Raw genomic sequence first — 25,923 nt, 5'->3', positions numbered from 1 at the left:
TGACGGGGGCTTGGCTCAGGCCGAGCGGTTGAGCCGTCTCTTGGCGGCGTAGATGCCCGTCAATGCCTCGAGTTCGCTTGCAAGCTCCTGACGAAGGTCCTCCGGGCCTAGCAGTTCCGCCCCCGGCCCGAGCCAGCGGACGAGCGGCAATATGCGGGCCCGCTCGGTAGAGGGGATGCTGACGAGGATCCGGCCTTCTTCGGCCGGTGTGAAGACAGCGTGACGGTAATACCAGTCGGCGCTCAGCTTCTTGGCCTGTGCGGCAGTGATCAGGATCTCGGCAATCGCTTCTTCCTGCTCCCAGCGACGCATCGCCTGTGACAGCCATGCCCCGCCAAGAAGGCTCTTGATGGAGAAGGTCTTGTCGGGCCGGAAAAAGAGCCCGCTGATTTCCAGATCCCGCACCCGGTCCGCCCGATAGACCTTGAGCGTGTCCGTATCGACGCAGCGTCCGGCCAGGTACCAAAGGTCCCGGTCGAACATGACCCCATAGGGTTCGACGTCATGGGCTTTCACGGTCCGCCTTGTGGGGTTGACGTGTTCGAAGCGGACCCGTTTGCCATCCAGGATACCGGCCATGAATCCGTCGAGGGCCTTCTGCCAGTCGCCCGTCGGTTCCGCCTTAGTGCCGGAATGAAAGATGTCGGGCGGGATCGGTTCGATGCCGACGATCCTGTCTGCCTCTTTCAAGAGCCCGTGAACCGTTTTGGGCAGGGACGCCAGCAGCTTCTTTTCCGCGGCCGCAAGATCGTCTGCCAGCGGTACCGTGCGGCTGGAGCGCACCAGTGCCATTGCTGCCAGCAGGGCAGCGGTCTCATTACGGGTCAGCGCCACGGGTGGCTGAAGGTAACCGCTGGCAAGCCGGTAGCCGCCTTCCGCACCACGCTCCGCATCCACCGGCACGCCAAGCGCGATCAGCCTGTCGATGTCGCGATAGATCGTGCGGTGGGAAACGTGAAACCGTTCGGCAAGTACGGTTGCCGGGACAAGTTTGCCGCCGGTCAGCAGAAGCAGGATGCCGAGTGCGCGTTCAATCGGGTTCATGGAAAATCGGGCTCTGTGAGGTCGGGACAAAAAAATCATAACCTGAGAACAGAACGGGATCAAACATGACTCACTGCTGTCAGGATTGATTTGTCATTCTCATCTCGTCCCCAGGAAGGAACGGGCGTTCAGCCCTTAGGAGAAGAGAGATGAGCCTTGAGATCGACACCATTTTCCGCAGCCGCGCAAACAGCCGCAGTGTTCTGTTTTCTGCCCTTCGTGTTTGTGTGGCAGAGTTCCGGAATTATCTTCGCCGCCGGGAAACTAACCGAGCACTTTCTCGCCTGAACGAGAGTGAGCTGAAGGATATCGGCCTGCAACGCACAGAGCTCGGCTACAGCGAGCTGCACGACGACCGCTTCAAGTTGGGGCCTCGCCGTGGATAAACTTTTCCGGCGGCTGGCAAGTTCTCCTGTCAGCCGCCCGATCCACGCATCAATGCCTTTATCTCCGGCTTGTTCCAGGCAAAGAACATCACCACAAGCGCGGTGAGAGCCGCGATGATCACGCCGTAGAACGGCAGATCAAGATCAAGCCCGATCAGTTCCCCGCCCAGCAGCGAGATCACGCCCGCCACCAAGGTGAAGACGGCGATGGTCACGCCCATGACCCAGCCCTGTTCCTTGTCGCTGACCGCTGCCGAATAAAGCCCGAGAAACGTCGGGTAGGCGATGCCGAAGGCAAAGTAGAAACAGAAGACCGGCACATAGGTCAGGATTGCGTTGGGCGAGGCTATGAAAGCTGCCGCCGACACCGCCCAGACCGTGAAGGTCATGCCCAGAATAGCTTCCTTGCTGAACCGCTTTTGCGCCGGCACCACCAGAAACGTGCTGGAAAAGGCGAGGGCTATGCCGATCGTCAGCATCACCATCGAGCCGCCGAGCGTGCCGTAACCGAAGCGGCTGGTCAGGTAGTTGTCGACGAAGATGTAGAAAGACAGGTTGGCGACGTGAAAGAAGAAGAACACCATCGTCAGCCGCATCACTGTCGGATATTTCCGGATACGCCATAGAAGTTCGAGGATTTCCGAAGGCCGGAACACGAATTTCTGCCGCTCCGCCTCGGCGTCGTGTGCATCCCTGAATGAGAATATCACCAGCAGGATGGCAATCAGCACCAGCACGAAACAGGCATAGAACGGCAGTTTGATGCTCGCCAGGTCGCCAAGCAGGACCGGGTCGGACAGGAGACCGCCGAGCAGCGGGCCGCCGACCAGCCCGAAGCTGACACCGGTGATGATATAGCCCATGTTCCGGTTGCGGTCCTCGTCATCCGTGCTGCCGTCGATCATTGCGGCCTGCGCGATCGGCTGGTTGCCCGCAGTCAGCCCGGTGATCGCACGGCCCAGGATCAGGAGCAGGAAGCTGTTGAGATAGAGCGCTGCTATGGTGAGCGCATAGCCGCCGAGCGCGCCGAACAGGCAGATCAGGATCGCGTTCTTGCGGCCGATGACGTCCGACAGTTTGGAGATGTAGGGCGCACCGAAGAACCAGCACAAGAAGAAGACGCCGATGATGAGGCCATAATCGAAATGGCGCATCGCGTCGCTGGTGGACTGCGGCAACATCGATGTCGACGGTTCCATCACCAGGGAATTGATGATCGGAAACACCAGCCCCTGACCAAGCAGGTCGACAAAGACAACAAAAAGTAACGTGACCTTGGCAAGAAATGACATCTGCGCCTCCCGTCAGTTTTGACGGTAGGCGAAGGAGCGGGATGCGGCAACGAAAAGCTGTGCCGGGTGGGCGGCGGATGAAAGGTTCTGTGTGCGGACGGGCTGTTGGCGTGCGCATACCCGCCCGGCACCAGGTAAGTTTCATTCAACAGAAAACGGGCCCCGAAGGGCCCGTCGAAGAACTCATGTGCAAGCAGGCGTTACGCCGGCCGGTGCGCGTCGTACTGGCCGTGTTCGCGGTAGCGTTCCAGATAGGTCGGCAATACGGCGGCGAGCGTTGCCGGGGGAACGCCGATGCCTTCCAGGGTGCGGCCTTCCGCCTTTGCCTCGTCAGACACCACGTTGTCGGTTTTCAGCAGCTCGACCTGATCGGCGGTGAACGGCGCGTAGGGGAAGAGCTGCAGAACCTTGCCCATGGCAGATGCGACCGGGAAGGGCAGCGGCAACAGAACGCGGTTGCGGCGGGTGACTTCCAGCACGTCTTCCAGGCAAGACTTGAAGCTTTTCACTTCAGGGCCGCCGAGTTCATACGTGGTGCCACCGGCAAGCTGGCCATCGACAGCGCGGGCAACCGCTTCGGCAACGTCGCAGACATAAACCGGCTGGAATTTGGACTCGCCGCCACCAAGCAGCGGCAGCACCGGCGAGAAGCGGGCCATGTCGGCAAACTTGTTGAAGAACTTATCTTCCGGACCAAACACGATGGATGGCCGCAGGATGACGCTGCCGGGCAGGGTTTCCAGAACACCGGCTTCGCCGACCGCCTTGGAGCGGGCGTAGGCGGAGCTGCTCTGTGCGTCCGCACCGATGGCAGAGATATGCGTGATCCGATCAAGGCCTGCAGCACGCGCGGCTTCCGCGATTGCTCGCGGACCGAAACTCTGCACTGCGTCGAAAGACTGTTTGCCACTGGGGGCCAGGATGCCGACGGCGTTGACCACCGCATCCGCGCCGATCACGGCCCGGTCAACCGACCAGCGATAGCGCAGGTTGGCCTGTACCGGCATGATCTGGCCAACGGCGCCAAGCGGCTGAAGATGAGTCGCCAGATCGGGACGGCGGACGGCTGCGCGCACGCGGTAACCGCGCTTGGCGAGCGCCTGAACGATATGACGGCCAAGGAATCCCGATCCGCCGAAAACCGTGACGAGTTTGCCGTTAAGTGCTGTGGACATCCTGAAAATGCCTTCTGTCGCGTCCAAAAGGAGAGGCGGCCTGGAATTTGGCCGGCTCAGTCTGGGAGTTTCTTAGCCCTTTGCCGCGGGTCTGTGAAGGGCTGGCTGCGAATGAATAAAAAAAGTCACACAGAGTGATTGACAAGCCCCGGAACCACCCTTACAAGCCCCCCTCACAGCCCAGGTGGCGGAATTGGTAGACGCACTAGCTTCAGGTGCTAGCGCTCGCAAGGGCGTGGAGGTTCGAGTCCTCTCCTGGGCACCAAATTTTGGTTTTGGACACACTACCAAGGTCCAGAACAATCTAAAAAAGCTCCGGTTTTCCGGAGCTTTTTTCGTTTCTGGGGCCGCTTCGGCGTTTTGGCCTAGTGGCCTACCGATTTCGAGAAAACATTGATGATCACGACCCCGGACAAGATCAGTCCAAGGCCGATCAGGGCCGGCAGGTCGAGTTTCTGGTCGAACACCAGCCAGGCGACCATGGTGATGAGAACGATGCCCGCTCCGGACCAGATTGCGTAGACGATTCCCGTCGGCAAAACGCGAATCGGATAGGACAGCAGCCAGAAAGAGATCGCATAACCGGCTACGGTGATGATCGAAGGCAGCAGGCGGGTGAAATTTTCGGTTTTTGCCAGGGCGGAAGTTGCGATCACCTCGGCGATGATGGCCGCGACGAGAAAAAGATAGGTGGCGGCGAGGCTGTTCGGCATCTCAGGCTCTTTTAGGCGGTGAAGGCGCTCCGGATGAAGGTACGAAGGCCTTTCAGGGAGCGAGTGGTTTTCGTGTCGTCTGTTTATACGAAAAAGGCCCGCGTGCGCGGACCTTTCTGAAGGCTGGGGCTTTATTTCCGGGCAGCTGCCTGGCGCAAATCGCGATGCACGATCCTTCTGGTTGAAGGCGACACTCTCTAGAAGGTGTATTTGCTTTCCAGCAGCAGGCCGTAGCGGTGATAGTTCTGGTCGAGAACCACTTTCTCGCCAGTGACGACATATCTGCGGTCGAAATTCGAGTGGAGCCACCAGTAGCGGCCGCCGACGCCCAGTTGCCAGTTCTTGGTCAGGTCGACATTCAGCATCGCATCTGCTTCCAGACCATAGGTCCAGTCACTTTCCCAGGTTTCGATCTTGTTGTAGCTCCAGGGAACACCTGCCACATCGACGGACCAGCCAGCGCGTTGGCCGATGTCGCCTTCAGCGGTCATGCCCAGGCGGATCGCATGCCAGTCCCGGGACTGTTCTACGGTCAGGTTTCCGTATTTCGCCGAAACGTCGTCGGACAGGTACTGGTAGCCGACGAACCCTTTCAGCCGCACCTGGTTGTTTGCAAATTGCGCAAAGCCCCAGCCGCCGTCGAGAACAACATATCCGAGCGAGGTCTCATCGGTTTCGTCCATCTCGTAGCCGGAGAAATGCACATCGCCGCCGTCGCTCCTGCCGAGGCCGACATAGCCCCTGAAGAAGGTGTTGGACGTCGTGTCCTCGAGCGTTCCGACCAGTTCAGCGGTGTGCGAGGTCACATTGTCCGTGCTGGAAATGTCGAAGCCGCTGTTGTCCAGATCGGAGCGCGACTGGCTGTACCAGTATCGCAGGCCGATGCTGCCGCGCAACGTCGATGGCTGATAGAGCTCGCCGGACCCTGAGTAGACATCCGCAGCGGAGGCAAGGGGCGCCGAAGAAAGCGCAAGGAAGGCCGCAATCGGAAGGGACTGCAAAAGTCTTTTCATGGCTGAAACACCGCTTGTCTGAATACGCGGGAATGCGCGCTATTGGTGTGTCAGGTATTGCAATTTATGGTTAACAGTGCGTGAAGGCACACCTGATTGAGCCAGGTGACGCAGCGTCCCGCCCGGCGGGCCTTGAAAAGGAAGCAGGCCCCGGCACAGCCCCAGTGCAGCACCAGCGCAGCCTTGGTGCGGGGCCTCTGGTGAAAAAATGATTTGGCCCACCCGCCTCCCGCACACTTTCGGGGGGAGGCGGCGAGTTACCGGTGATGGATTAGATCGGATAGCCCTGACCGGGGTCTTCGATGGTGATCCAGCGCAGTTCCGTGAACTCGTTGATGCCTGCCGTACCGCCGAAGCGGCCATAGCCGGAGGATTTCACACCGCCGAAAGGCATCTGCGCTTCGTCAAAGACAGTCGGGCCATTGATGTGGCAGATGCCGGACTGGATGTCCTTGGCAACTTCAAGAGCCCTGCGGGTATCCTGCCCGAAGACAGCGGCCGAAAGGCCGTAGTCCGTGTCATTGGCGATCTCAATGGCATGGGCGGTGTCGCGGGCGCGAATCATCGTGGTGACAGGACCGAAGCTTTCCTCGCCGTAGATGCGCATCTCCGGTGTTACCAGATCGACGATGGTCGGAGCCATCACGGTGCCTTCCTCCGGCACGCCGCCGCACAGAACCTTTGCGCCTTTCGCAACCGCGTCGTCAATCAGGGCTTTGACATGGTCGACCGTGTCGCGATCGACAACCGAGCCGATATGAACCTGTTCGGTTGGCGCGCCCACTTTGAGAGCGCTGGCACTGGCCGCGAACTTCTCCGCAAAGACGTCTGCAACGGACTGATCGACAACAACTTTTTCCGTGGACATGCAGATCTGTCCCTGGTTCATGAAAGCGCCGAACCGGGCCGCATTGACCGCGCCGTCGAGATCGGCATCGTCCAGCACCACCAGTGAAGCCTTGCCGCCGAGTTCCAGAAGGCAGGGTTTCAGGTGCTTGGCAGCACGCTCTGCGATGATCCGGCCAACGCGGGTCGATCCGGTAAAGTTGATCCGGCGCGTCAGCGGGTGGTCGACCAGCGCGTTGACCACTTCTGGAGCGTCAGCTGCATCATGGGTCAGGATGTTCAGGACGCCCTTGGGCAGGCCCGCATCAGCCATGACATCGCCCAGAAGCCTGTGCAGGCCAGGGCATTTCTCGGAGGCTTTCATTACCACCGTGTTGCCGCAGGCAATCGGCAGCGCGAAACAGCGGACACCCAGAATGGTCGGAGCGTTCCACGGCGCCATGCCGACCAGAACGCCAACGGGCTGGCGGTAACCCATGGAAAAGGAACCGGGCTTGTCGGAGGGGATGATCTCGCCCTTGATCTGAGTGGTGGAAGCGGCCGCTTCACGCAGGATCTTGGTGGCGAACATGTTGTTGAAACCGAGCCATGGCGCAGTCGCCCCTGTCTCGCGAATGCCGACCTCGACGAACTGCGGCGTGCGTTCTTCCATGAGATCGGCAGCCTTGTTGAGGATCTTGCGCCGTTCGCTCGGGCCAGTCTTCGACCACGCGGCAAAGGCAGCCTGCGCGGACTGCACAGCCTTGTCGACGTCGGCCGCCACCGCGGCTGCCGCCACGCTGGCGCGTTCGCCGCTGACCGGGTTCTTGCGTTCGAAGACAGCCGCGCTGCTGGCTGCCTGGTCCTCGTTGTCGATGAAAAGGCCGTAGTCCATGGGATCCTCCGTTGTGTTGGTCTTGTTTGGTCCCGTCAGTCGTCCGGGCCTGCGAACAGGGCGGAGTAGACGAGTGTCTGGTTGGCGTGTTCGCGCATGATCGATTCAGCGCGCTGTGGGTCGCGTTTCGAGATCGCGTCGAAGATGAGGCAGTGCTGCATGTTGCCCAGGCGCAGGCGCATCATGTCTTCTTCGGCCTTGTCGGCGCTGAACACCACCGTGCCCAGCTTGAGCATCGGGAGGCTTTCCATGCGATCGAACGCATAGCCGATGTAGTCGTTGCCGCACTGGCGCATGATCGTCTCGTGAAAGGCGACATTGCCGTCCTGATAGCGCGAGATCTTGTCACCATCCGCCGATGTGTCGGTTAGCGCAATGTCCATGTCCTTGATGACGGATTTCAGCGTCGCCTCGACGTCCTTGGTCATGCCGCTCTTGGCAAGCGTGCCGGCAGCCAGGCCCTCCAGCACACCGCGCACCTCGTAGGCATGCTTGATGTCGCCCAGATTGAATTCCTGCACCGTGAAGCCGCGACCGTCACGCTTCTTGATGAGACCTTCCACCTCCAGTGCGCGCAGTGCCAGCCGTGCAGGTGTTCGCGACACGTCGAACATGTCGGCAACGCTCACTTCGCTGATCTTCGAGCCCGGTGCCAGCGAGCCGTCCATGATCATGCGGTGAAGAACTGCCAGCACGCGCTTGTCGGACGGGGCTGTTTCATTTGCCTTGGTCGTCATCTGTCCTTGCCATTTTCGGATCCATACCAGTTCGAGGGCATGGACCTTATCATGAGCATTTTCATATTTATGTATCCAAAAATAGCTCATTGTCATTACAAAATTTCTGAAATCACTGTTATTAGATGCAATATGTTGCAAAGTGGAAAATTTATGGATACAAAATTGATGCGCGATCAAACGCATGATCTGCGCGACTGGGAGGAGTTCTGATGCGTAGAATAGTTTTTGGAGCGACCGCGCTTGCCGCGGCGCTGCTGGCCTCCACGGCCTTTGCCGCGGACCCGATCAAGATCGGCCGCGTGGTGCATATGACCGGTCCGGCGGCAGGAGGTGATGCTGCCAGCCACAGCCCGAATGTGGAGCTCTGGGTTAGCCAGGTAAACGGACGCGGCGGCCTGATGGTCGGCGGCGAGCGCCGTCCTGTGGAGCTGGTCGAATATGACGACAAATCCAATCCGGCCGAGATGATCAAGGCGGTGCAGCGTCTCGCCACGCAGGATGAAGTCGATTTTCTGCTGACGCCCTGGGGCACCGGTTTCAACGCGGCAGCCGCGCCGATCTTCGCAAAATACGGTTATCCGCAAATCTCGGTGACCAACATCACCGACGAGATCGAGGAATTATCCGAACGGTTTCCGAACATGTTCTTCACCCTCGGCAACACGACCGGTTTTGTCGAGGGCCTGCGCGACACCTTGAACAAGCTTCGTGACAACGGTGCCATCGGTAACAAGGTGGCCATGGTCAACGTCGCAGATGCCTTCGGCATAGAGCTTGCGGCCGTCGCCCGTGAAGTCCTGCCGGCGGCTGGCTACGAGATTGTCTTCGACAAGTCCTACCCCCTCGGCACGGCGGATCTGTCCCCGGTGGTCAAGGGTGCCAAGGCGACCGAACCGGATGCGTTCATCGCCTTTTCCTATCCGCCGGATACCTTTGCCCTGACGGAGCAGGCGATCATTGAAAATCTCGATGTCGGCGCGTTCTATACGGCTGTCGCGACAGCGTTTCCCGCCTACGCCGGCAAGTTTGGCAGCAAGATCGAGGGTAATCTCGGAGCAGGGGGCGTCAATCTCGATCTGGAGCCGATGACGGAATACCGCGCGGCCTTCAACGAGCTTCATGGCAACCAGCCTGAATATTGGGCTGCAGCCACCTACTATGCCAGCCTGCAGGTTCTGGAACAGGCGATCGAAGGAGCTGACAGTACGGATCGCGAGGCCGTGACCGAGTACATCAAGGCCAACAGCTTCGACACCGCCCTCGGCACGATCAGCTTCGACAAGCATAATGAATCGAAGCACTACTGGACGGTGGGCCAGTGGCACGACGGCCAGTTCAATGCCGTCGCCGGCGTCGGTGTCCCGGTTGCGGTCGAGCCGGTTGCCAAGGAAGGCTGGAACTGAAGACCTTCGGACCGGCCGGCTCGGGCCGGTCCGGATCGTCTCGCGAGATGGTAGTTTAGATGGACATCCTGATTTCCGGCCTGCTTCTGGGCGGAACCTATGCGCTCATAGCCATGGGGCTCAATCTGCAATATGGCGTCGCCCGGATCATGAACCTTGCCAATGGCGAGGTTCTGGTCATGGGAGCACTGGCGTCGTTTCTTGCCTTTACCGCGGCTAGCTTAAGTCCGCTGATCACGGTGTTCCTCGTGGCGCCATTGGCGTTCGCAACCAGCTGGCTGGTTTACCGCGTCCTGCTTCTGCCGCTTGTCCGGCGGGCAAAAACGCAGGGCCAGCTGGAGGTGGACTCCATTCTGGCAACCTTCGGAATGGCTTTCATTCTGGTGGGCACCATGGTGTTGATCTATCCGGAACTGTTTGCCTATTCCTTCCTTGCCGTTCCGGTGGACGTTGCCGGAACGACGGTTGCCGCCAACCGGCTGGTTGCCTTCGGCGGGGCCGTGGCCATCAGTCTGGCGCTTTATCTCTGGCTGAACCGGTCCAACGCCGGATTGGCTGTCCGGGCTGTTGCCGTCAGTCCGATGGCCGCCGGTCTTGTCGGCATCAACGTCGAACGCATCAGCGCGCTGGCCTTTGCCATCGGTGGCACGATCACGGCGATGGGGGGCGTGCTGATTTCAACCTTCGTCACGCTGGATCCGTCGTTCGGTGTCATTTTCACCATGAAGGCGTTGATCATCGTGATCATGGGCGGGGTCGGCGACATTCGCGGGGCGATTGTGGCTGCGCTCATCCTGGGCGTGGTGGAAACCGCCGTGGCGACGCTGATAGATCCGGGGCTGACCCTGGCTGCTGCCTACACGATCTTTCTGCTTGTTCTCCTGTTTCGGCCCCAGGGTCTGTTTGGCAGGAGACCTGCATGAACAATTCAGCCCTTGCGATGCCCGGCGCCGCAGCGCTTCTGGCTGCCGCCGCATGCGTTCCCTTTGTTGCAGACGGCTACTGGCTGTCGATCGCCGTTACCGTTCTCATGTATGCCGCCCTTGCCACTTCATGGTCGCTGTTTTCCGGGCCGACCCATTACATTGCCCTGTCGACGGGCGCCTTTTTCGGCATCGGTGGCTATCTGGTCGGCCTCGGCATGAGCGACTACGACCAGAGCTTCTGGGCCATGGCGGCACTCGCTCCCGTTGTCGCGACAGCGCTCGCCGCGCTGATCGGCTGGGCAACCCTGCGCCTGTCCGGTGTCTATTTCGTCATCTTCACGCTCGGTCTTGCGGAAATGGTCCGCAACCTCGTCAGCTGGGTGCAGAACAATTTTCTCGGCAGCCGCGGGCTCTATGTGCTCACCGACCTGGATGAAACGCATATCTACTGGATGCTGCTTGCCGTTCTTGCCGCCGTGTTCGTGTTCGGCTGGTGGCTTGGGCGGTCGCGACTCGGGTTCGCGCTGCGCATTCTCGGCAATGACGAGGCCGTGGCGCGTCATGTCGGCATCAACACCGCGCGCACCAAGGTCCTGATGTTCATGACCACCGGCTTCGTCGCCGCTCTCGTCGGCGCCATCGTCGCACCGCGCTACTACTACATCGAACCCAATGTCGTGTTCTCGCCGGAACTCAGTTTTGTCGTTGTCATCATGGCTCTTCTGGGCGGCACGCGGAAACTTTACGGCCCGCTTCTGGGCGTTCTTCCCTTCACACTCCTGTGGGAGGTGATTTCTGTCTCTTTCCCCAATGCCACCACGCTGGTTCTGGGGCTCGCCTTTCTTTTGATCGTCTATTTCCTGCCGAATGGTGTCACCGGTCTTTTCGGCAAGCTTCTGGCAGGGAGGTCGTCATGACACCAGGACAACCGATCCTTCACGTGGAAAGCCTCAGCAAGCGCTTCGGTGGTCTTGTTGCAGTCAACAATGTCAGTTTCCAGGTACTCGAGCACGAGGTGATGGGGCTGATCGGACCGAACGGGTCCGGCAAGTCCACGACCATGAACATGATTTCCGGCGCCCTGAAGCCGAGCTCCGGGGCAATCATTCTCAAGGGGCAGGATCTGACCAGGAAAAAGCCCCACGAAATTGCCCGCTCTGGCGTTTCCAGAACCTTCCAGCTTGTCCGCATTCTGCCGGAGCTGACCGTGCTGGAAAACGTCATCGCCGGCGGCGTCTTCGGCCATGCCAGGCGCTGGGGCAAGGAGGTTGAAACCTTCGCAATGGAGCTTCTGGCAAGGGTCGGTCTTGAAGGGCAAAGTGGCAAGCCGGTCTCCGCGCTGACCTACATCGACCAGAAGCGGCTGGAACTTGCCCGCGCGCTCGCAAGTGAACCGGAAGTCCTTCTTCTGGACGAGTGGCTCGCCGGTCTCAATCCGTCCGAACTCACGGTCGGCATCGATCTGATTGCCAGCCTGCGCCAGGAGGGGCGGACGATCATTCTTGTCGAACACGTCATGGACGCCATCCGCTCGCTATGCGACCGGTGCCTGGTGATCAACTCCGGCGCCCGGATTGCCGAAGGCACACCGGAAGACGTGCTTTCCGACCCGGAAGTCATCCGGGCCTACCTGGGGGACGGCTGATGCTGGATATCAACGGGCTCACTGTCACCTATGGTCTTCATGCAGCCCTTCAGGGTGTCAGCCTGACCGCATCGAAAGGCGAGATCGTCGTCATTCTCGGCGCAAACGGGGCCGGCAAGAGTTCGCTGTTGCGGGCCATCGCCGGGATCAGTGAAGGAACGGTCAGTGGTGAGGCGGCACTGGCTGGCCAATCCCTTCGCCAGATGAAAGCGGACAGGATCGTCGAGGCTGGCATAGCCTTCGTGCCGGAAGGCCGCGGCATATTCGGCGATCTCAGTGTCTGGGAAAACCTGATGCTGGGTGCCTATCCGGAGCGGGCGCGAGCAAGCCGGCAGCAGAATCTGGAAAAGGTGGTTGCTCTCTTTCCGAAGCTGGCACAGCGGCGCAACCAGACCGCCCGAACCATGTCGGGTGGCGAACAGCAGATGGTGGCCATCGGTCGCGCCATGATGTCGAACCCGGACATCCTGATGCTGGACGAGCCGTCCCTTGGCCTGTCGCCACTCCTGTCGGGCGAACTCTTCGAGAACCTGTCGCGCATCCGGGAAACCGGCATCGGCGTCCTTCTGGTCGAACAGAATGCCAAGCGAAGCCTGGCGATCGCGGACAGGGGGTATCTGATTGAAAACGGCCTGATCACAGGCGCTGATACGGCATCTGCCCTGCTCAATGATCCGGCCGTACAGAAAGCCTATCTCGGATCGGGATAAACGACGGCTCGGAGAATAAGCAATTGCCCGCCTTGACCTTCCAGCAACTGGAGGGCCTATCTGATGGGGAGATCGAAGATCCATCAGGGCGAACATCATGCAGGATACAGCGATCCAGCCGAACCAGACTGGCGAGGCAGGCAAGGTCACGGACCCGGTCTGCGGCATGTCGGTTACTCTTGGAAAAGGCAAGCCGAGCCTGAAATACAAGGGCGAGGAGTTCCACTTCTGCAGTCCGAAGTGTCACGACAAGTTCGAGGCTGATCCTTATTTCTACGTGTCCGGCAATAGCGGGAAGAAAAAGGCGATGGAGGCGGAACAGTCCGCCAAGGGCGCGCTTTATACCTGCCCCATGCACCCGCAAATCGTCCAGGAAGGTCCGGGAACCTGCCCGATTTGCGGGATGGCACTGGAACCGCAGAGCGGCGTTTCCGACGAGCCCAACCATGAGCTGGTCGATTTCACCCGCAGGCTCTGGGTCAGCGCCCTGGCGGCTGTCCCGCTTCTGATCCTGACCATGGGGCCGATGGTAGGCGTGCCGATCCGTGACTGGATCGGCGAAGGCGTTGCGATCTACCTGGAAGTCCTGCTGGCTACGCCGGTAGTTCTATGGGCAGCCTTGCCTTTTTTCCAGCGGGGCTGGGCATCTCTGGTCACCCGCAATTTCAACATGTGGACACTGATCATGATCGGTGTCGGCGCGGCCTATCTCTATTCCATGATCGCCGCTTTCCTGCCTTTCCTGTTCCCGGATGCGCTGAAGGGACCGGAGGGCTACATGCCGGTTTATTTCGAGGCTTCGGTGGTGATTATCGCGCTGGTCTTTGTCGGTCAGGTGCTGGAACTGAGCGCCCGGGAACGCACGGGCGACGCGATCCGCGCCCTGCTGGACCTTGCCCCCAAGACAGCCCGGCGGATTACACCCGAGGGTGACGAATACGACGCACCGCTGGAGAATATCCTTGCAGGGGATCTGTTGCGCGTTCGCCCAGGCGAGGCTGTTCCGGTCGATGGCGTGGTCAAGGAGGGGGGCTCATCCGTCGATGAAAGCCTTGTCACCGGGGAACCGGTTCCGGTCGAAAAGAACCCGGGAGACAAGGTGACCGGTGGAACGCTCAACAAGACCGGTTCTTTCACCATGGAGGCGGAGCTGGTTGGTGCGGACACCATGCTGTCCAAGATCGTCGACATGGTTGCCTCGGCGCAACGCTCACGCGCCCCGATCCAGGGGCTGGCCGATCGCGTTGCAGGATATTTCGTGCCTGCTGTACTCGGCGTGGCGGTGCTTGCTTTCGTGGTGTGGCTGTTCGCAGGTCCAAGCCCTGCGTTCGTTCACGCGGTTGTCGCAGCCGTTTCGGTGCTCATTATTGCATGTCCGTGTGCACTCGGCCTTGCCACCCCGATGTCGATCATGACGGCAACAGGCAGAGGCGCGCAGGCCGGCGTTCTGGTAAAGACTGCCGAAGGTCTGGAACGGCTAGCGGCGGTGGATACGATCGTCGTTGACAAGACGGGAACCCTTACCGAAGGCAAGCCGGTTGTCGATGAGATCGTTCCGGCCGCCGGCAAAAGCGAAATGGAGCTTCTGCGACTGGCCGGTGCGCTTGAAAAAGGCTCGGAACACCCGCTTGCCGAAGCGATCCTCGGGTCAGTCAAAAATCAGCAGCTGGAACTGCCCAGGGCAGAAAACTTCGAAGCCGTCACGGGGAAGGGCGTGCGTGCACGGGTCGATGATGCCGTCGTTCTTTTTGGCAACGCCGCTTTTGCCAGCGAAAGTGGCGCCGATTTGTCCGATCTTGGCGATCGTGCCGAAGAACTGGCTGAGCTGGGCAAGACGGTGATGTATCTGGTGCAGGAGGTTGGTGAGGCAGCGCAGCTTCTTGGGCTTATCGCCGTTGCGGATCCGGTCAAGGCAAATGCCAGGGCAGCCATAAGCGCCCTGCATGACGACGGTATCAGGATCGTCATGGCAACGGGCGATGCGCCCCGCACGGCAGACGCCGTAGCCAAGCTGCTGGGGATTGACGAGGTTCACGCCGGTGTGTTGCCGGAAGGCAAGAAAAAGCTCATTGAAGACCTGAAGTCCAGGGGGGCAACGGTTGCCATGGCTGGTGACGGTGTCAACGATGCGCCCGCATTGGCTGCTGCCGATGTCGGCCTTGCCATGGGCACGGGAGCCGATGTCGCGGTGGAAAGCGCCGGACTGACGCTGCTCAAGGGCGACCTGGAAGGCATCCTGCGCGCCCGGAAACTTGCCCGCGAGACGGTTCGCAACATCCGGCAGAACCTCTTTTTCGCCTTCGTCTATAATGCGGTCGGTGTGCCTGTGGCGGCCGGTGTGCTCTATCCGGTCTTCGGCATACTGCTGTCTCCGATGCTGGCCGCCGCCGCCATGAGCCTGTCTTCGGTTTCGGTTATCAGCAACGCGCTGCGACTGCGCACGCTGAAGCTTTGAGGAAAAGAAAAATGAATATCGGTGAAGCCTCCGAACAGAGCGGACTGCCGGTCAAGACGATCCGCTACTACGAGGATATCGGCCTCGTCCGTCCTTTGCGCAGCGAGAACGGTTATCGCGATTTTATCGACGCGGATCTCCAGCGGCTGAAGTTCCTTCAAAGGTCGCGCAGCCTTGGGTTTTCCATCGACGAGTGCCGTGAACTTCTGTCTCTCTACGAGGACCGCAACCGGGCAAGTGCCGACGTCAAGGCGATCACCCGGGCGAAGATCAAGGAAGTGGATCGCAAGATCGAGGAACTGCGCTCACTCAAGAAGGTTCTGTCAGAGCTGGTGACTGCCTGCCATGGTGACGATCGGCCTAATTGCCCGATCATCGACGATCTGTCCGGCCAGCATGACCACGATCAGCTGGACGAAGATAGCAGGCAGGCTTGATGAAGAGGATCTTTCTGACAGTTTCAGCGATCTTGTCCGTTATTGTGCTGGGCACTCTGTTCTGGGGACTCGTGTCCGGAAAGGAACAACCGCCTGCCGCCAGTGGAGCCGCGCTGGTGTCGGTGCAAGTCCCGGCCCTGGAAGGAGACGCCCTGGCTGGCGAAACGCTTTTTCGCGAAAACTGCGCGAGTTGTCATGGCGACAACGCTGCCGGGCGCGATGGCATCGCGCCTCCGCTGGTACACAAGATTTACGAGCCTGGCCATCACGCCGACGGGGCCTTTCTGCTCGCAGTCTCCCGTGGCGTGCGCGCGCACCACTGGCCATTTGGCGATATGCCGCCCGTGGATGGCGTCAGCCAGGAGGATGTGCAAAAGATCGTTGCCTATGTGCGCGCGCTTCAACGGGCAAACGGGATCAACTGAACTCGAGGGGCGGGACGCGAGCTTTGAACTTGAGGGATTGTTTTTTGATCTCGGCTGTCGCGCCATCTTTCGGAACCGGTCTTGGAAGTGGGATGGCCGGTGGCCGAGTGTCAGGTGCATTGATTGCGACTTAGGACTGGGATTGCAATGAGCTGCCACAAGGCAATTCGTATCAAGAAACAGCATTCTCTTCACGTATCGGCATGGTTCTGCGGTCAACCGGCTTGCCTCATCCCGCTGCATGTTTTACCTGACGGAAAACTTATTCGAACTAGCGGCCTGTCGTTTGCCAGTTACGGGCAGCCGGCAGGCAATAGCATTTGCGGTCGTTCAACCTGTGTTCATGTGTCTTGGCATAAATGCAGGTGCGGTCATTGAAGATAAGAAACAGGTGTCCTGCTGGATCAGCATGGCAGGAGCACCGACAGAAATTGTGCTCGGGACAGGCCAGAGGAGACGAAACGTCATGACCATCCGCTATCACAAGGGTGATTTGCCCGATCTGAAAGCCTATGAAACGGCAAGTGCGGTGGCGGTCGATTCCGAGACCCTGGGCCTCAACCCGCATCGTGACCGGCTTTGTGTTGTTCAGCTTTCACCGGGCGATGGCAGCGCCGATGTGGTCCAGATCGCACGCGGCCAGAGCGAGGCGCCGAACCTCGCAGCGCTGATGACCGATACGGCCAAACCGAAAATTTTCCACTTCGCCCGGTTTGATGTTGCGGTGCTTCAGCACTATCTGAACATCCAGGTCTCACCGATCTGGTGTACGAAAATCGCCTCCAAACTGGTTAGGACCTATACGGATCGCCACGGACTGAAGGATATCACGCGCGAGCTTCTCGGGGTCGAGTTGTCCAAGCAGCAGCAGAGCTCGGATTGGGCTGCAGAAACCTTGAGCGACGCCCAGCTGGCTTACGCGGCTTCGGACGTGCTTCATCTGCACGCCTTGAAGGAACGGCTGGAAATGATGCTCGAGCGTGAAGAACGTAGTCATATTGCCCAGGCCTGTTTCGATTTCCTGCCGACGCGGGCGGAACTCGATCTGAAGGGCTGGGAAGAAAACGATATTTTCGCCCACTCGTAATGGCTTAGGTGCCAGGAGATCGGGCACACGATTTCGGAGAATGGATTGAGCGCTGTTGGCGATCATATGCATGGACATGCGGCCAGGCGGCCATTGAGCCGCGCCCAACGGGCCGCGCGCCGGCACAGCCTGATGGTGCACATCTTGCGCTGGCTGTTTCCTGGCGTCGGGCTGTTGATTCTGGCAGTCATGGTCGGGCTTGTGGTCTTGTTCAACGTGCTCAGCGGGCTTGGTGCCACCAACATGATGCTGACCAGCGAGGGGCTGGTGATGGATCATCCCGAACTGTCGGGTCATGATGGTGACCGCTCCTACCGGGTAACCGCCTACAGGGCGATCCAGCGCCTCAGCGACCCGCGCGTCATCGATCTTGAGACCATTCGGGCCGACATCACGCTCAGCAAGGACCAGAGCGCGCAGATTGTGGCGCTGAAAGGTACCTACAACAACGCGACGGAGAGCTTGCGGCTCTACGAAGGCATTCAGCTTGAATGGAGTGAAGGCTACACGGTCGACCTGTCCGAAGTGGAAATCGACCTTAGCAACGGGGCTCTGAAGACCTCGCAGGTCGTGTCCATTCGTTCCGATCAGGGCCGTGTCGTGGCGGGCAAACTCGACTATGATAAAGCCAAGGGAATCGTCAGGTTTTCCGACGGTATCAAGATGACCCTCAATCCTGCTTCGCAAGGACAGTAAGAGATGACTTTTCTGAAACGCATGACGATTGCCGCCGCCGCAGCCCTTCTTGCCGGTTCGGCCCATGCCCAGACCTTCTCCGATGCCTTCGCCGGCTTCGGGTCGAACGATGGTGAGCCAATCGAGATCGAGGCGAGTGAACTGAGGGTCGAAGACAACAACAACACCGCAACCTTCGTCGGTGACGTGCTGGTCACGCAGGGCGAAACCAGCCTCAAGACGCAGCGGCTCAAGGTGTTCTACGTCGGCTCAGGTGCTGAGAAGACAGAAGAAAGCGCCGTCCAGCAGCGGATTTCGAAGCTGGAAGCGGCGGGAGGCGTGTTCATCACCTCCAAGGACCAGACTGCGAAGGGCGACGAAGCCAGTTTCGACATGAACAAGGAAGTCATGGTGATGACCGGCAAGGAAGTCGTGCTCAGCCAGGGACCGAATGTTGTCGTCGGGAACAGGCTGACCGTGAATCTGAAGACCGGCCAGGCCAATCTGAGCGCCGGCAATGGCAAGGTATCCGGCCAGGGCAGTGGCCGCGTCAAGGTGCGCATTCAGCCCAACAGTGTGAACAACGACCAAAACGGCAACTGATATTGACGGCTGGTTCGACTCGACAGTGTCGGCCACAGACCTTATGTGAAGCCGCGGCAATGATCGGATGGACGGCGCGCCAGTGAAGAGAACGTCTTCGGAGTATAACGGATTGCAGGGAAGCATGCCGGAAACGGGCCACGATGGCGAAGAACTGTCGCAGGCGCTGGTCGTCGATGGCATCGGCAAGACCTATGGCCGCCGTCAGGTGGTGAAATATGTGAGTCTGTCCGTGAAGCCTGGCGAAGCCGTCGGCCTTTTGGGGCCGAACGGCGCCGGCAAGACCACGACCTTCTACATGATCACCGGGCTGATCCGGCCGGATCAGGGCAAGATCTCGCTGGAAGGCTTCGACATCACCCGTATGCCCATGTACCGGCGCGCCCGGCTCGGCATCGGCTATCTGCCCCAGGAAGCGTCCATCTTCCGTGGCCTGACGGTGGAAGAGAATATCCGCGCCGTTCTGGAAGTGATCGAGCCGAACCGGCAGAAACGCCGGGAGGAGCTCGACGAGTTGCTGGCTGAATTCGGCCTCACCCACTTGCGGAAATCGCCGAGTATAGCCCTTTCCGGTGGTGAACGCCGCCGCGTGGAAATTGCCCGCGCACTTGCAAGCCGCCCGTCCTTCATGCTGCTCGACGAACCTTTTGCGGGTATCGACCCTATCGCGGTAGGGGATATTCAGCAGCTCGTGCGTCACCTGACCCAGCGTGGCATTGGCGTTCTGATAACCGACCACAATGTTCGCGAGACGCTCGGCCTCATCGACCGCGCCTACATCATCGCTTCGGGCGAGGTTCTGACGGAAGGGCTCCCCCAGGAAATTGTCACCAATCCGGATGTGCGCCGGCTTTATCTGGGTGAACAGTTTACGCTTTGATGACACGCCGCCAGCTACGTTATACACTCGGTCTGCAATCAAGAAGCAAAAAGCAGACCAACTTGAAATAACGCTTGCCTGGGAACTCAATGGCCATTTCAACCAAGCTGGAGATGCGACAAAGTCAGTCGCTGATCATGACGCCGCAACTGATGCAGGCGATCAAGCTGTTGCAAATGTCCAATCTCGATCTCGTTGCCTATGTCGAAGCCGAGTTGGAACGAAATCCGCTTCTGGAAAAGAACGAAATCGCCGAAGGCGGAGGCGAGGGGGATGGCGGCAGGGAAGCCGCTGCAGACGCGTTCGGCGATGGCGCGGACAATCAGACCCGCCAGGGCGACGAGCCCGATACCGGCGACTGGATGCAGAACGATCTGGAAACCGGGTCGGAGGCCATTGCCTCACGCATGGATACCGATCTGGGCAACGTCTTTCCCGACGAGCCCGGCGTGCCTGCATCGCCGGACCCGGCTCTTCTGAAGGCCGGTGACAGTTACAAGAACGCCGGCAGCAGCGGTGCTTCGGAAGATTACAACCTGGAGGCCTTCGTTGCCGACGAAGCCTCCCTGGTCACGTCTCTTGAAGAACAGATGCATCTGGCGATCGGCGATGAAGCCGACAAGCTGATTGCAACCCACCTGATCAACTCGCTTGATGAAAACGGCTACCTCTATCTGGATTTCGATGAGACGGCGGAGCAGCTCGGGGTCGAAACCGAACGGCTGGAAAGCGTTCTGGCCATCTTGCAAACCTTTGAGCCCGCAGGCGTGTTTGCGCGTAACCTGGCCGAATGCCTGAAGCTGCAGCTCATCGACAAGAACCGCTACGATCCGGCGATGGAAGCGCTGATCGACAATATTGAACTACTGGCCAGACGCGATCTGCCGGGGCTTCGCAAGGTTTGCGGTGTCGATGATGAGGATCTGGTCGAGATGATCGCGGAAATCCGCGCACTCGATCCCAAGCCCGGCAGTCTCTTCGGATCGGCGCTGGTGCAGCCGGTGGTGCCGGATGTCTTCGTGCGCCCGGCCAACGACGGCACCTGGGCGATCGAGCTGAATTCGGACACTCTGCCGAAAGTGCTCGTCAATCAGACCTATTATGCCAAGGTCATTAAGACGGCCCGAAACGAGACGGAGAAGGAATATCTCACCGACTCGTTGCAGACGGCAAACTGGCTGGCCAAGAGCCTTGATCAGCGCGCCCGTACGATCCTCAAAGTATCGACGGAGATTGTCCGGCAGCAGGACGGGTTCCTCACCTACGGCATCGCCCATTTGCGTCCGCTCAACCTGAAGACCGTCGCGGAAGCGATCGGCATGCACGAATCGACGGTCAGCAGGGTGACCTCGAACAAGTTCATGGCGACCCCGCGCGGCATCTACGAGCTCAAGTACTTCTTCTCTTCCGCCATTTCTGCAACGGTGGGCGGAGATGCCCATTCGGCGGAGTCCGTCCGGCACCGGATCAAGCAGATGATCGATGCCGAGGATCCGAAGTCGATCCTTTCGGACGATACGATCGTCAAAATTCTGAAGGACGACGGTGTCGATATTGCCCGCAGGACGGTCGCCAAATACCGCGAAGCCATGAAGATCGGTTCGTCCGTTCAGCGCCGGCGTGAAAAAAACGTGCGACTTTAAGTCCTGATGTGATCTGCCGTTAGGGCTCAATGGTGCAATATTTAAAATGTTTCAGAGATTTCCACTGAAACAATACAAGGCAATTACACGGCTCTTTTTCAACTTTGTTTCTTTAATTCATAATCAATTGACTCTTTGAGCGAGCGCAATTATAGCACCGCCCTCGTGACGTAAACAGGGGATGGCGCTTCGGCGCTGACTGGTCCATTCTGTAAGCTTGAAACGTCTCGCGTTTCAACACCGGCGGCAACGCCGGTGACCTATCGGTCAATAGAAAAAGAAGAGGTCCCCATGGCTTTGCGGATTTCGGGTAAGAATGTCGATGTAGGCGATGCACTGCGCGTCCACGTCACAGACCGAATCGAAGACGCTCTGGAAAAATATTTCACAGGCGGCTTCACAGGCCACGTTACGCTCAGCAGGGAGGGCACAGGCTTCAAGTCTGAATGCAGCCTGCATTTGGACACCGGTATTGTACTTCAAGTGTCCGCGCAGGATCAGGACCCGCGCGCCAGTTTCGATATGGCTGCGGAAAAGATCGAAAAGCGGCTTCGCCGCTACAAGCGCAAGCTGAAGGACCATCATGGCCCCAACGGCCACGACCGGGAGGCTCTGGAAGCAGCATCTTATGTGCTGGCTTCGCCCGAGGAAGACGAGGAAGTGCCGGTGGATTTCAATCCGCTGGTGATTGCCGAAACTTCCGCGAAAGTTAAAACGATGACCGTCGGTATGGCGGTAATGGAGCTGGATCTGACCGAAGCGCCGGTCGTGTTGTTCAAAAACGCGGCAAATGGCGGTGTCAATGTTGTCTATCGCAGGCCAGACGGCAATATTGGCTGGATAGATCCAGCATTGGTAGCCAATCAGGCTGCCGAATAAGGATGCGGATGGGGTCGGCTTCCTCAGGGAAGCCGGCTTCTGAAACTTGTAGGCGGACTAATGGATCTTGGTGATCTTCTGGGTAAAGACGCGGTAATTGCCGGGCTCAAGGCCAAAAGCAAAAAACAGGCAATTCAGGAACTCGCCGGTAAGGCGTCTGAACTGACCGGTCTTTCCGAACGGGAAATCTTCGACACGCTTCTTCAGCGCGAACGTTTGGGCTCTACAGGTGTCGGTCACGGCATTGCGATCCCTCATGGCAAGCTGACACGGCTCGACCGTCTGGTAGGACTGTTCGCGAAGCTCGAAAAACCAGTCGATTTCGATGCTCTCGATGATGAGCCGGTTGACCTGGTGTTTCTGCTTCTGGCGCCGGAAGGCGCGGGTGCCGACCATTTGAAGGCTCTGGCTCGGATCGCACGCCAGCTCCGCGACGGCGCCGTCACCCAGGGCATTCGCGCGTCCCATGATGCGCAAGAGATCTACGATCTTCTGACCCAGCCGTTGGCATCTTCCAACGCGGCTTAATTCGTTTCAAAGTCTCAGATGCAAAAAGACCGGCTGCGAGGCCGGTCTTTTGGTTCGTATGCAGCGCTTTACGCCAGCAAGGAGGCTTTGGACGGTTCACCTGGTGTCACCCGGCCCTCAATGGGCTTGGCAGGTCCATTTGCGCGAGCCTGAACCGTGTCAGGCCTTCGCCGGATTGGCATCGCCCTGAACGAGCCCTTGCTGCTGGACGGTGACTGCACCTTTGGTAAGCGCCGGCAGGTGAAGGTCTGCGAGCTCTGCAGGTGGATTGGTCTCTTCTGGAATACGCCACAGGGTTGAACGGATCGCGATCTGCCCAAGTGTTCTGGTCGAGGTTGTCACTGCGATGACAGCTGCCAGAAGCGGCCCGATGGCCACGGGAATGACCGGCCAGACCAGATCGATAGGCTGGGTGGAAAGCCAGGCAAGACCTGCAAGTCCGAAGAGTGTCTGCGGCCAGAGCTTGCGGGCCGCCAGCAAGACCGGCAGTCGTTGGACACCACGTGCCTGCGCGCCCCAGCCGATGGTTTTGCCGAACAGGAGCCCGCCCATGAACAGTGAGTGCGCCACGGCCATGATCGGCGCCAGCATTGCCGAATAGAGGATTTCCGCAAGAACGCTCACGACGACACGTATCGGCCCGCCGAAGGCCTTGCGAAGGTCCGGACGGGCGAGCACGTCGGCGACGGTTGCCAGTTTCGGCGCGAACACCATCGTCAGGACGGTGAAGAAGAGCAGGGCGCCAGTGTCAGGGCGATATGGCATGTAGTCGGTGACCATGCCGAGGATGGCCGCCGATGTCATGAAGCCCAGCCACGCAGGAGAGCCGAGGAACATCAGGATAGCCAGCACCAGCTGCATCCGGCTAACGGGTTTGAGGCCGGGAAGCCCGATCAGCCGGCGGTATTGCAGGTTGCCCTGGCACCAGCGCAGGTCACGGCGGATAAACTCCAGCAGATGAGGCGGATTGGCTTCATAGCTGCCCGTTTCAAGCGGCAGTACGCGCACTTCGTAGCCGGCGCGGCGCATCAGGACGGCTTCCACCTGATCATGGGAAAGAATGGTTCCCGAGAGCGGGCCCTTCCCGGGCAGTTCCGGCAGACGGCAGCTTTCCTTGAACGGTTTGATCCGCAAGATGGCGTTGTGTCCCCAGTAGGGGCCGCAGTCACCCTGCCACCAGGCACTGCCGATGGTGTAGGAACGCATGCCAAGACGCATGCCGAACTGGAAGACGCGGGCAAAGGCGCTGTCTGTTGGAAGGCCAACCACAAGACTTTGCAGAATGCCGAGCCGGGGATTGGCTTCCATGCGCCGCACCAGTCCGACAATGGCGTCGGCCGACATGTAGCTGTCGGCATCCAGCACCAGTGCAAACTCGTGCCGCTCCCCCCAGCGTTCGCAGAAGTCTTCGATGTTGCCGGCCTTGAAACCGCGATTGTCCGTGCGCCGCCGATAGACCACCTCCATCTGGCCTTCGAAGCGATCCTTCAGCCGCGACGTCATCTGCTGCTCCAGAAGGGCAACGTCGTCCATGTTGGTGTCGCTGAGCACATAAAGGGTGAACCGGTCTGCTTCGCCTGCACGTATCAAATGAGACACGATGGCGTTCAGATTGGTTTCCAGGCTTTCTGTATCTTCGTTGCGGACACAGGACAGCAGTGCTGTCGAGCTTCGCAGCGGCTGTGTGGGGTCGCCGTGCTCGATCGGGCAGACGGCATCAGCAGGGTCTTTGGAAAGCCGCATGATGAGGAGGCCGATCACCGCATTCCAGAAACCTATGATGGTCCAGGGCAGGGTGATCATGAAGCAGACAAGAATGAAGAGGTCGAGCGCCGAATATCCACCAGGAGAAAGCGTCAGCGTCATCAAGGTGGCAAGGCCGGCAAAACTGAGCCCGATAAGGGCCGCGAACGTCAAACGCCGTGCGGTCATAGGAGCAATTGATCCATTGAATTTTGGCATGTCAAAGACCCGAAACATTTTTTTGACTTCCAATCGGAGCGATCATCGCAATAGTGCGCATGTCAAAATGTCCTAACGTTGACAAAGGCAAGGGTTGATGACCGCAGAGGATAAAGGATGACCGCAGACGTACCGGTGACGCGCGACACAGGTAAACCGCAGGCGCTGTGGTACACCGAGCCCGGTCGATGCGGACTGGAGACTGTTTCCTTGAATGAGATGCAAACCGGCGAAGTGCTGGTCGAAACGCTCTTTAGCGGGATAAGCCGGGGAACGGAAGGCCTTGTCTTTCGCGGCGACGTTCCGTCGAGTGAATGGCAGCGCATGCGGGCGCCGCATCAGGAGGGGGATTTCCCGTTTCCGGTTAAATACGGATACGCAAACGTCGGCAGGGTCATTGCAGGCGACCCGGATCTCAACGGCTGTCTTGTGTTTTCTCTCTTCCCTCATCAAAGCGTCTTTACGCTCCCCTCCATGTCGTGCGTGCCGGTTCCCCAGGGCGTTTCCGCCGAAAGAGCCGTCCTGGCGGCCAACATGGAAACGGCACTTAATGCGTTATGGGACGGAAAACCATCACCGGGGGATCACATCTGCGTGGTCGGCGGTGGTGTCGTCGGTCTCTTGACCGCATACGTTGCCGGACGGTTACCCGGATCAAAAGTAACTGTCGTGGATACAAACCCTGACCGGGCGGAAGTTGCCATCGGGCTGGGTCTGGAGTTTGCACTGCCGGAAGATGCGCCGGATAATCAGGATCTGGTGTTTCACACAAGCGCCACGTCGGCGGGACTGGCGACGGCGCTTGCCTGTGCCGGCGACGGCACGTCCATTGTCGAGCTGAGCTGGTACGGCGCGCATGCGGTCACGGCTCCGCTCGGAGCAGACTTTCACTGCCGCCGCCTGAAGCTTGTTTCCAGTCAGGTTGGTACGATCCCGATCGATCGGCAGGCCCGCTGGACCTACCGCCGCAGGCTGGAAACAGCTCTTGGCCTCCTGGCCGATCCTGCCCTCGACCGTCTCATCACCCACAAGGTGGCGTTTGCCGATCTGCCGGATCGTCTTCCCGATTTGTTGAACAAGGCGTCAGATGTGCTTGCCGCCCTCGTCGTATATGACGGAACCAACCAAGGCGTCAGTTGAATAGCTCTCAATTTTCCTCATGATTTCAGGATGATAAGATGTTTGCAGTTGAAGTACGCGATCACGTCATGATTGCCCACTCCTTCAAGGGAGAACTGTTCGGTCCGGCCCAGGCGTTGCACGGCGCCACGTTTGTCATCGATGCGGCGTTTCTGGCCGACAGCCTTGACGCCAATGGCGTGGTGATCGACATCGGCCGGGCGCATGACGCGTTGAAGGAAGTCCTGCAGCCTCTGAATTACAAGAACCTCGACGATGTGCCGGAATTTGCAGGCATCAACACCACGACCGAGTTTCTGACAAAGCACATCCATGATCATCTGGCCAAGGCTGCCAGAGAGGACAAGCTCGGACGTCCGGGATCTGAACTGAAGGCGATCCGCGTGACGATCTCCGAATCCCACGTCGCGCGTGCCTGGTACGAAGCCGGGATCTGACCGCT

At 59.3% G+C, this 25,923-nt stretch carries 26 protein-coding genes and 1 tRNA gene; 19 read left to right on the top strand and 8 right to left on the bottom strand.

Features of this window, described 5'->3' with window-relative positions:
- Positions 1-15 precede the first annotated feature (15 nt).
- A complete protein-coding gene (locus tag FIV05_RS26755; protein ID WP_152511609.1) occupies positions 16-1,044 on the bottom strand; it encodes a WYL domain-containing protein in 1,029 nt (342 codons plus the stop codon).
- A 149-nt stretch (positions 1,045-1,193) separates the two neighbouring features.
- Between FIV05_RS26755 and FIV05_RS26750 the strand changes: the two genes are divergently transcribed.
- Positions 1,194-1,430: a DUF1127 domain-containing protein gene (locus tag FIV05_RS26750; protein ID WP_023001666.1), complete on the top strand. Its 237-nt coding sequence runs from the start codon at positions 1,194-1,196 to the stop codon at positions 1,428-1,430.
- Positions 1,431-1,459: 29 nt separating this feature from the next.
- On the opposite strand, the gene FIV05_RS26745 is transcribed toward FIV05_RS26750, so the two are convergent.
- Together FIV05_RS26745 and FIV05_RS26740 are read right to left on the bottom strand one after the other, a co-directional pair.
- Complete coding sequence (locus FIV05_RS26745; RefSeq protein WP_152511608.1) at positions 1,460-2,722, bottom strand: MFS transporter; 1,263 nt, start codon at positions 2,720-2,722, stop codon at positions 1,460-1,462.
- Positions 2,723-2,922: 200 nt separating this feature from the next.
- The gene (locus tag FIV05_RS26740; protein ID WP_152511607.1) at positions 2,923-3,897 is read right to left on the bottom strand and encodes a complex I NDUFA9 subunit family protein; all 975 of its coding nucleotides are present in this window, start codon (positions 3,895-3,897) and stop codon (positions 2,923-2,925) included.
- A gap of 178 nt (positions 3,898-4,075) precedes the next feature.
- Here FIV05_RS26740 and FIV05_RS26735 point away from each other — a divergent pair.
- Positions 4,076-4,162: transfer RNA gene (locus FIV05_RS26735), tRNA-Leu, on the top strand.
- Positions 4,163-4,262: 100 nt separating this feature from the next.
- On the opposite strand, the gene FIV05_RS26730 is transcribed toward FIV05_RS26735, so the two are convergent.
- From FIV05_RS26730 to FIV05_RS26715, 4 genes are all read right to left on the bottom strand, one after another.
- Complete coding sequence (locus FIV05_RS26730) at positions 4,263-4,610, bottom strand: SMR family transporter (protein ID WP_023001663.1); 348 nt, start codon at positions 4,608-4,610, stop codon at positions 4,263-4,265.
- 197 nt (positions 4,611-4,807) lie between these two features.
- Complete coding sequence (locus tag FIV05_RS26725; RefSeq protein WP_152511606.1) at positions 4,808-5,623, bottom strand: hypothetical protein; 816 nt, start codon at positions 5,621-5,623, stop codon at positions 4,808-4,810.
- A 271-nt stretch (positions 5,624-5,894) separates the two neighbouring features.
- Positions 5,895-7,343 (bottom strand): aldehyde dehydrogenase, encoded by a 1,449-nt coding sequence (locus FIV05_RS26720; protein WP_152511605.1) that lies wholly within the window; start codon positions 7,341-7,343, stop codon positions 5,895-5,897.
- A 35-nt stretch (positions 7,344-7,378) separates the two neighbouring features.
- Positions 7,379-8,080: a GntR family transcriptional regulator gene (locus FIV05_RS26715; protein ID WP_173013959.1), complete on the bottom strand. Its 702-nt coding sequence runs from the start codon at positions 8,078-8,080 to the stop codon at positions 7,379-7,381.
- A gap of 212 nt (positions 8,081-8,292) precedes the next feature.
- Here FIV05_RS26715 and FIV05_RS26710 point away from each other — a divergent pair, with 212 nt between their 5' ends.
- The 15 genes from FIV05_RS26710 to ptsN all read left to right on the top strand — a co-directional run bounded on the left by FIV05_RS26710 (position 8,293) and on the right by ptsN (position 22,379).
- Positions 8,293-9,486, top strand: coding sequence for an amino acid ABC transporter substrate-binding protein (locus tag FIV05_RS26710; RefSeq protein ID WP_173013958.1), 1,194 nt, complete (start codon positions 8,293-8,295; stop codon positions 9,484-9,486).
- Between the two features lie 59 nt (positions 9,487-9,545).
- Complete coding sequence (locus FIV05_RS26705) at positions 9,546-10,409, top strand: branched-chain amino acid ABC transporter permease (RefSeq protein ID WP_062489850.1); 864 nt, start codon at positions 9,546-9,548, stop codon at positions 10,407-10,409.
- Complete coding sequence (locus tag FIV05_RS26700) at positions 10,406-11,329, top strand: branched-chain amino acid ABC transporter permease (protein WP_152511602.1); 924 nt, start codon at positions 10,406-10,408, stop codon at positions 11,327-11,329. Before FIV05_RS26705 ends, FIV05_RS26700 begins: the two co-directional genes overlap by 4 nt.
- The gene (locus FIV05_RS26695) at positions 11,326-12,057 is read left to right on the top strand and encodes an ABC transporter ATP-binding protein (RefSeq protein ID WP_152511601.1); all 732 of its coding nucleotides are present in this window, start codon (positions 11,326-11,328) and stop codon (positions 12,055-12,057) included. Before FIV05_RS26700 ends, FIV05_RS26695 begins: the two co-directional genes overlap by 4 nt.
- On the top strand, positions 12,057-12,767 hold the full coding sequence (locus tag FIV05_RS26690) for an ABC transporter ATP-binding protein (RefSeq protein WP_152511600.1): 711 nt from the start codon (positions 12,057-12,059) through the stop codon (positions 12,765-12,767). Before FIV05_RS26695 ends, FIV05_RS26690 begins: the two co-directional genes overlap by 1 nt.
- 97 nt (positions 12,768-12,864) lie before the next feature.
- Positions 12,865-15,222, top strand: a complete 2,358-nt coding sequence (locus tag FIV05_RS26685) for a heavy metal translocating P-type ATPase (protein WP_152511599.1) — start codon at positions 12,865-12,867, stop codon at positions 15,220-15,222.
- A gap of 11 nt (positions 15,223-15,233) precedes the next feature.
- A complete protein-coding gene (gene cueR / locus FIV05_RS26680; protein ID WP_055658337.1) occupies positions 15,234-15,659 on the top strand; it encodes a Cu(I)-responsive transcriptional regulator in 426 nt (141 codons plus the stop codon).
- Positions 15,659-16,084, top strand: coding sequence for a cytochrome c (locus FIV05_RS26675; RefSeq protein WP_152511598.1), 426 nt, complete (start codon positions 15,659-15,661; stop codon positions 16,082-16,084). Before cueR ends, FIV05_RS26675 begins: the two co-directional genes overlap by 1 nt.
- Before the next feature lie 466 nt (positions 16,085-16,550).
- A complete protein-coding gene (locus FIV05_RS26670; protein WP_152511597.1) occupies positions 16,551-17,171 on the top strand; it encodes a ribonuclease H-like domain-containing protein in 621 nt (206 codons plus the stop codon).
- Between the two features lie 45 nt (positions 17,172-17,216).
- Positions 17,217-17,867, top strand: coding sequence for an LPS export ABC transporter periplasmic protein LptC (gene lptC / locus FIV05_RS26665; protein WP_209009800.1), 651 nt, complete (start codon positions 17,217-17,219; stop codon positions 17,865-17,867).
- Positions 17,868-17,870: 3 nt separating this feature from the next.
- Positions 17,871-18,449, top strand: coding sequence for an LptA/OstA family protein (locus tag FIV05_RS26660; protein ID WP_152511596.1), 579 nt, complete (start codon positions 17,871-17,873; stop codon positions 18,447-18,449).
- 124 nt (positions 18,450-18,573) lie between these two features.
- On the top strand, positions 18,574-19,329 hold the full coding sequence (gene lptB, locus FIV05_RS26655) for an LPS export ABC transporter ATP-binding protein (protein ID WP_023001648.1): 756 nt from the start codon (positions 18,574-18,576) through the stop codon (positions 19,327-19,329).
- Between the two features lie 89 nt (positions 19,330-19,418).
- The gene (gene rpoN / locus FIV05_RS26650) at positions 19,419-20,972 is read left to right on the top strand and encodes an RNA polymerase factor sigma-54 (protein ID WP_152511595.1); all 1,554 of its coding nucleotides are present in this window, start codon (positions 19,419-19,421) and stop codon (positions 20,970-20,972) included.
- A 291-nt stretch (positions 20,973-21,263) separates the two neighbouring features.
- Positions 21,264-21,851, top strand: a complete 588-nt coding sequence (gene raiA / locus FIV05_RS26645; RefSeq protein WP_023001646.1) for a ribosome-associated translation inhibitor RaiA — start codon at positions 21,264-21,266, stop codon at positions 21,849-21,851.
- A gap of 60 nt (positions 21,852-21,911) precedes the next feature.
- Entirely contained in the window at positions 21,912-22,379 is a 468-nt protein-coding gene (gene ptsN, locus FIV05_RS26640) for a PTS IIA-like nitrogen regulatory protein PtsN (protein WP_023001645.1), read from the top strand.
- 159 nt (positions 22,380-22,538) lie between these two features.
- On the opposite strand, the gene mdoH is transcribed toward ptsN, so the two are convergent.
- The gene (gene mdoH, locus FIV05_RS26635; protein ID WP_209009799.1) at positions 22,539-24,311 is read right to left on the bottom strand and encodes a glucans biosynthesis glucosyltransferase MdoH; all 1,773 of its coding nucleotides are present in this window, start codon (positions 24,309-24,311) and stop codon (positions 22,539-22,541) included.
- 147 nt (positions 24,312-24,458) lie between these two features.
- Between mdoH and FIV05_RS26630 the strand changes: the two genes are divergently transcribed.
- Together FIV05_RS26630 and FIV05_RS26625 are read left to right on the top strand one after the other, a co-directional pair.
- Positions 24,459-25,481 (top strand): zinc-binding alcohol dehydrogenase, encoded by a 1,023-nt coding sequence (locus tag FIV05_RS26630; protein WP_152511593.1) that lies wholly within the window; start codon positions 24,459-24,461, stop codon positions 25,479-25,481.
- 38 nt (positions 25,482-25,519) lie between these two features.
- On the top strand, positions 25,520-25,918 hold the full coding sequence (locus FIV05_RS26625) for a 6-carboxytetrahydropterin synthase (RefSeq protein WP_152511592.1): 399 nt from the start codon (positions 25,520-25,522) through the stop codon (positions 25,916-25,918).
- Positions 25,919-25,923: the final 5 nt, after the last annotated feature.

This window comes from Labrenzia sp. THAF191a (genome assembly GCF_009363335.1).
GTDB lineage: Bacteria > Pseudomonadota > Alphaproteobacteria > Rhizobiales > Stappiaceae > Roseibium > Roseibium algicola.
Note: the sequence above shows the minus strand (reverse complement) of the source record. Positions and strands in the feature narration are given on the sequence as shown.

Bases quoted from the DNA above. Each gene is read 5' to 3' on its own strand.
- FIV05_RS26755 (WP_152511609.1), bottom strand. From the start codon at position 1,044: ATGAACCCGATTGAACGCGCACTCGGCATCCTGCTTCTGCTGACCGGC.
- FIV05_RS26750 (WP_023001666.1), top strand. From the start codon at position 1,194: ATGAGCCTTGAGATCGACACCATTTTCCGCAGCCGCGCAAACAGCCGC.
- FIV05_RS26745 (WP_152511608.1), bottom strand. From the start codon at position 2,722: ATGTCATTTCTTGCCAAGGTCACGTTACTTTTTGTTGTCTTTGTCGAC.
- FIV05_RS26740 (WP_152511607.1), bottom strand. From the start codon at position 3,897: ATGTCCACAGCACTTAACGGCAAACTCGTCACGGTTTTCGGCGGATCG.
- FIV05_RS26730 (WP_023001663.1), bottom strand. From the start codon at position 4,610: ATGCCGAACAGCCTCGCCGCCACCTATCTTTTTCTCGTCGCGGCCATC.
- FIV05_RS26725 (WP_152511606.1), bottom strand. From the start codon at position 5,623: ATGAAAAGACTTTTGCAGTCCCTTCCGATTGCGGCCTTCCTTGCGCTT.
- FIV05_RS26720 (WP_152511605.1), bottom strand. From the start codon at position 7,343: ATGGACTACGGCCTTTTCATCGACAACGAGGACCAGGCAGCCAGCAGC.
- FIV05_RS26715 (WP_173013959.1), bottom strand. From the start codon at position 8,080: ATGACGACCAAGGCAAATGAAACAGCCCCGTCCGACAAGCGCGTGCTG.
- FIV05_RS26710 (WP_173013958.1), top strand. From the start codon at position 8,293: ATGCGTAGAATAGTTTTTGGAGCGACCGCGCTTGCCGCGGCGCTGCTG.
- FIV05_RS26705 (WP_062489850.1), top strand. From the start codon at position 9,546: ATGGACATCCTGATTTCCGGCCTGCTTCTGGGCGGAACCTATGCGCTC.
- FIV05_RS26700 (WP_152511602.1), top strand. From the start codon at position 10,406: ATGAACAATTCAGCCCTTGCGATGCCCGGCGCCGCAGCGCTTCTGGCT.
- FIV05_RS26695 (WP_152511601.1), top strand. From the start codon at position 11,326: ATGACACCAGGACAACCGATCCTTCACGTGGAAAGCCTCAGCAAGCGC.
- FIV05_RS26690 (WP_152511600.1), top strand. From the start codon at position 12,057: ATGCTGGATATCAACGGGCTCACTGTCACCTATGGTCTTCATGCAGCC.
- FIV05_RS26685 (WP_152511599.1), top strand. From the start codon at position 12,865: ATGCAGGATACAGCGATCCAGCCGAACCAGACTGGCGAGGCAGGCAAG.
- cueR (WP_055658337.1), top strand. From the start codon at position 15,234: ATGAATATCGGTGAAGCCTCCGAACAGAGCGGACTGCCGGTCAAGACG.
- FIV05_RS26675 (WP_152511598.1), top strand. From the start codon at position 15,659: ATGAAGAGGATCTTTCTGACAGTTTCAGCGATCTTGTCCGTTATTGTG.
- FIV05_RS26670 (WP_152511597.1), top strand. From the start codon at position 16,551: ATGACCATCCGCTATCACAAGGGTGATTTGCCCGATCTGAAAGCCTAT.
- FIV05_RS26660 (WP_152511596.1), top strand. From the start codon at position 17,871: ATGACTTTTCTGAAACGCATGACGATTGCCGCCGCCGCAGCCCTTCTT.
- lptB (WP_023001648.1), top strand. From the start codon at position 18,574: ATGCCGGAAACGGGCCACGATGGCGAAGAACTGTCGCAGGCGCTGGTC.
- rpoN (WP_152511595.1), top strand. From the start codon at position 19,419: ATGGCCATTTCAACCAAGCTGGAGATGCGACAAAGTCAGTCGCTGATC.
- raiA (WP_023001646.1), top strand. From the start codon at position 21,264: ATGGCTTTGCGGATTTCGGGTAAGAATGTCGATGTAGGCGATGCACTG.
- ptsN (WP_023001645.1), top strand. From the start codon at position 21,912: ATGGATCTTGGTGATCTTCTGGGTAAAGACGCGGTAATTGCCGGGCTC.
- mdoH (WP_209009799.1), bottom strand. From the start codon at position 24,311: ATGACCGCACGGCGTTTGACGTTCGCGGCCCTTATCGGGCTCAGTTTT.
- FIV05_RS26630 (WP_152511593.1), top strand. From the start codon at position 24,459: ATGACCGCAGACGTACCGGTGACGCGCGACACAGGTAAACCGCAGGCG.
- FIV05_RS26625 (WP_152511592.1), top strand. From the start codon at position 25,520: ATGTTTGCAGTTGAAGTACGCGATCACGTCATGATTGCCCACTCCTTC.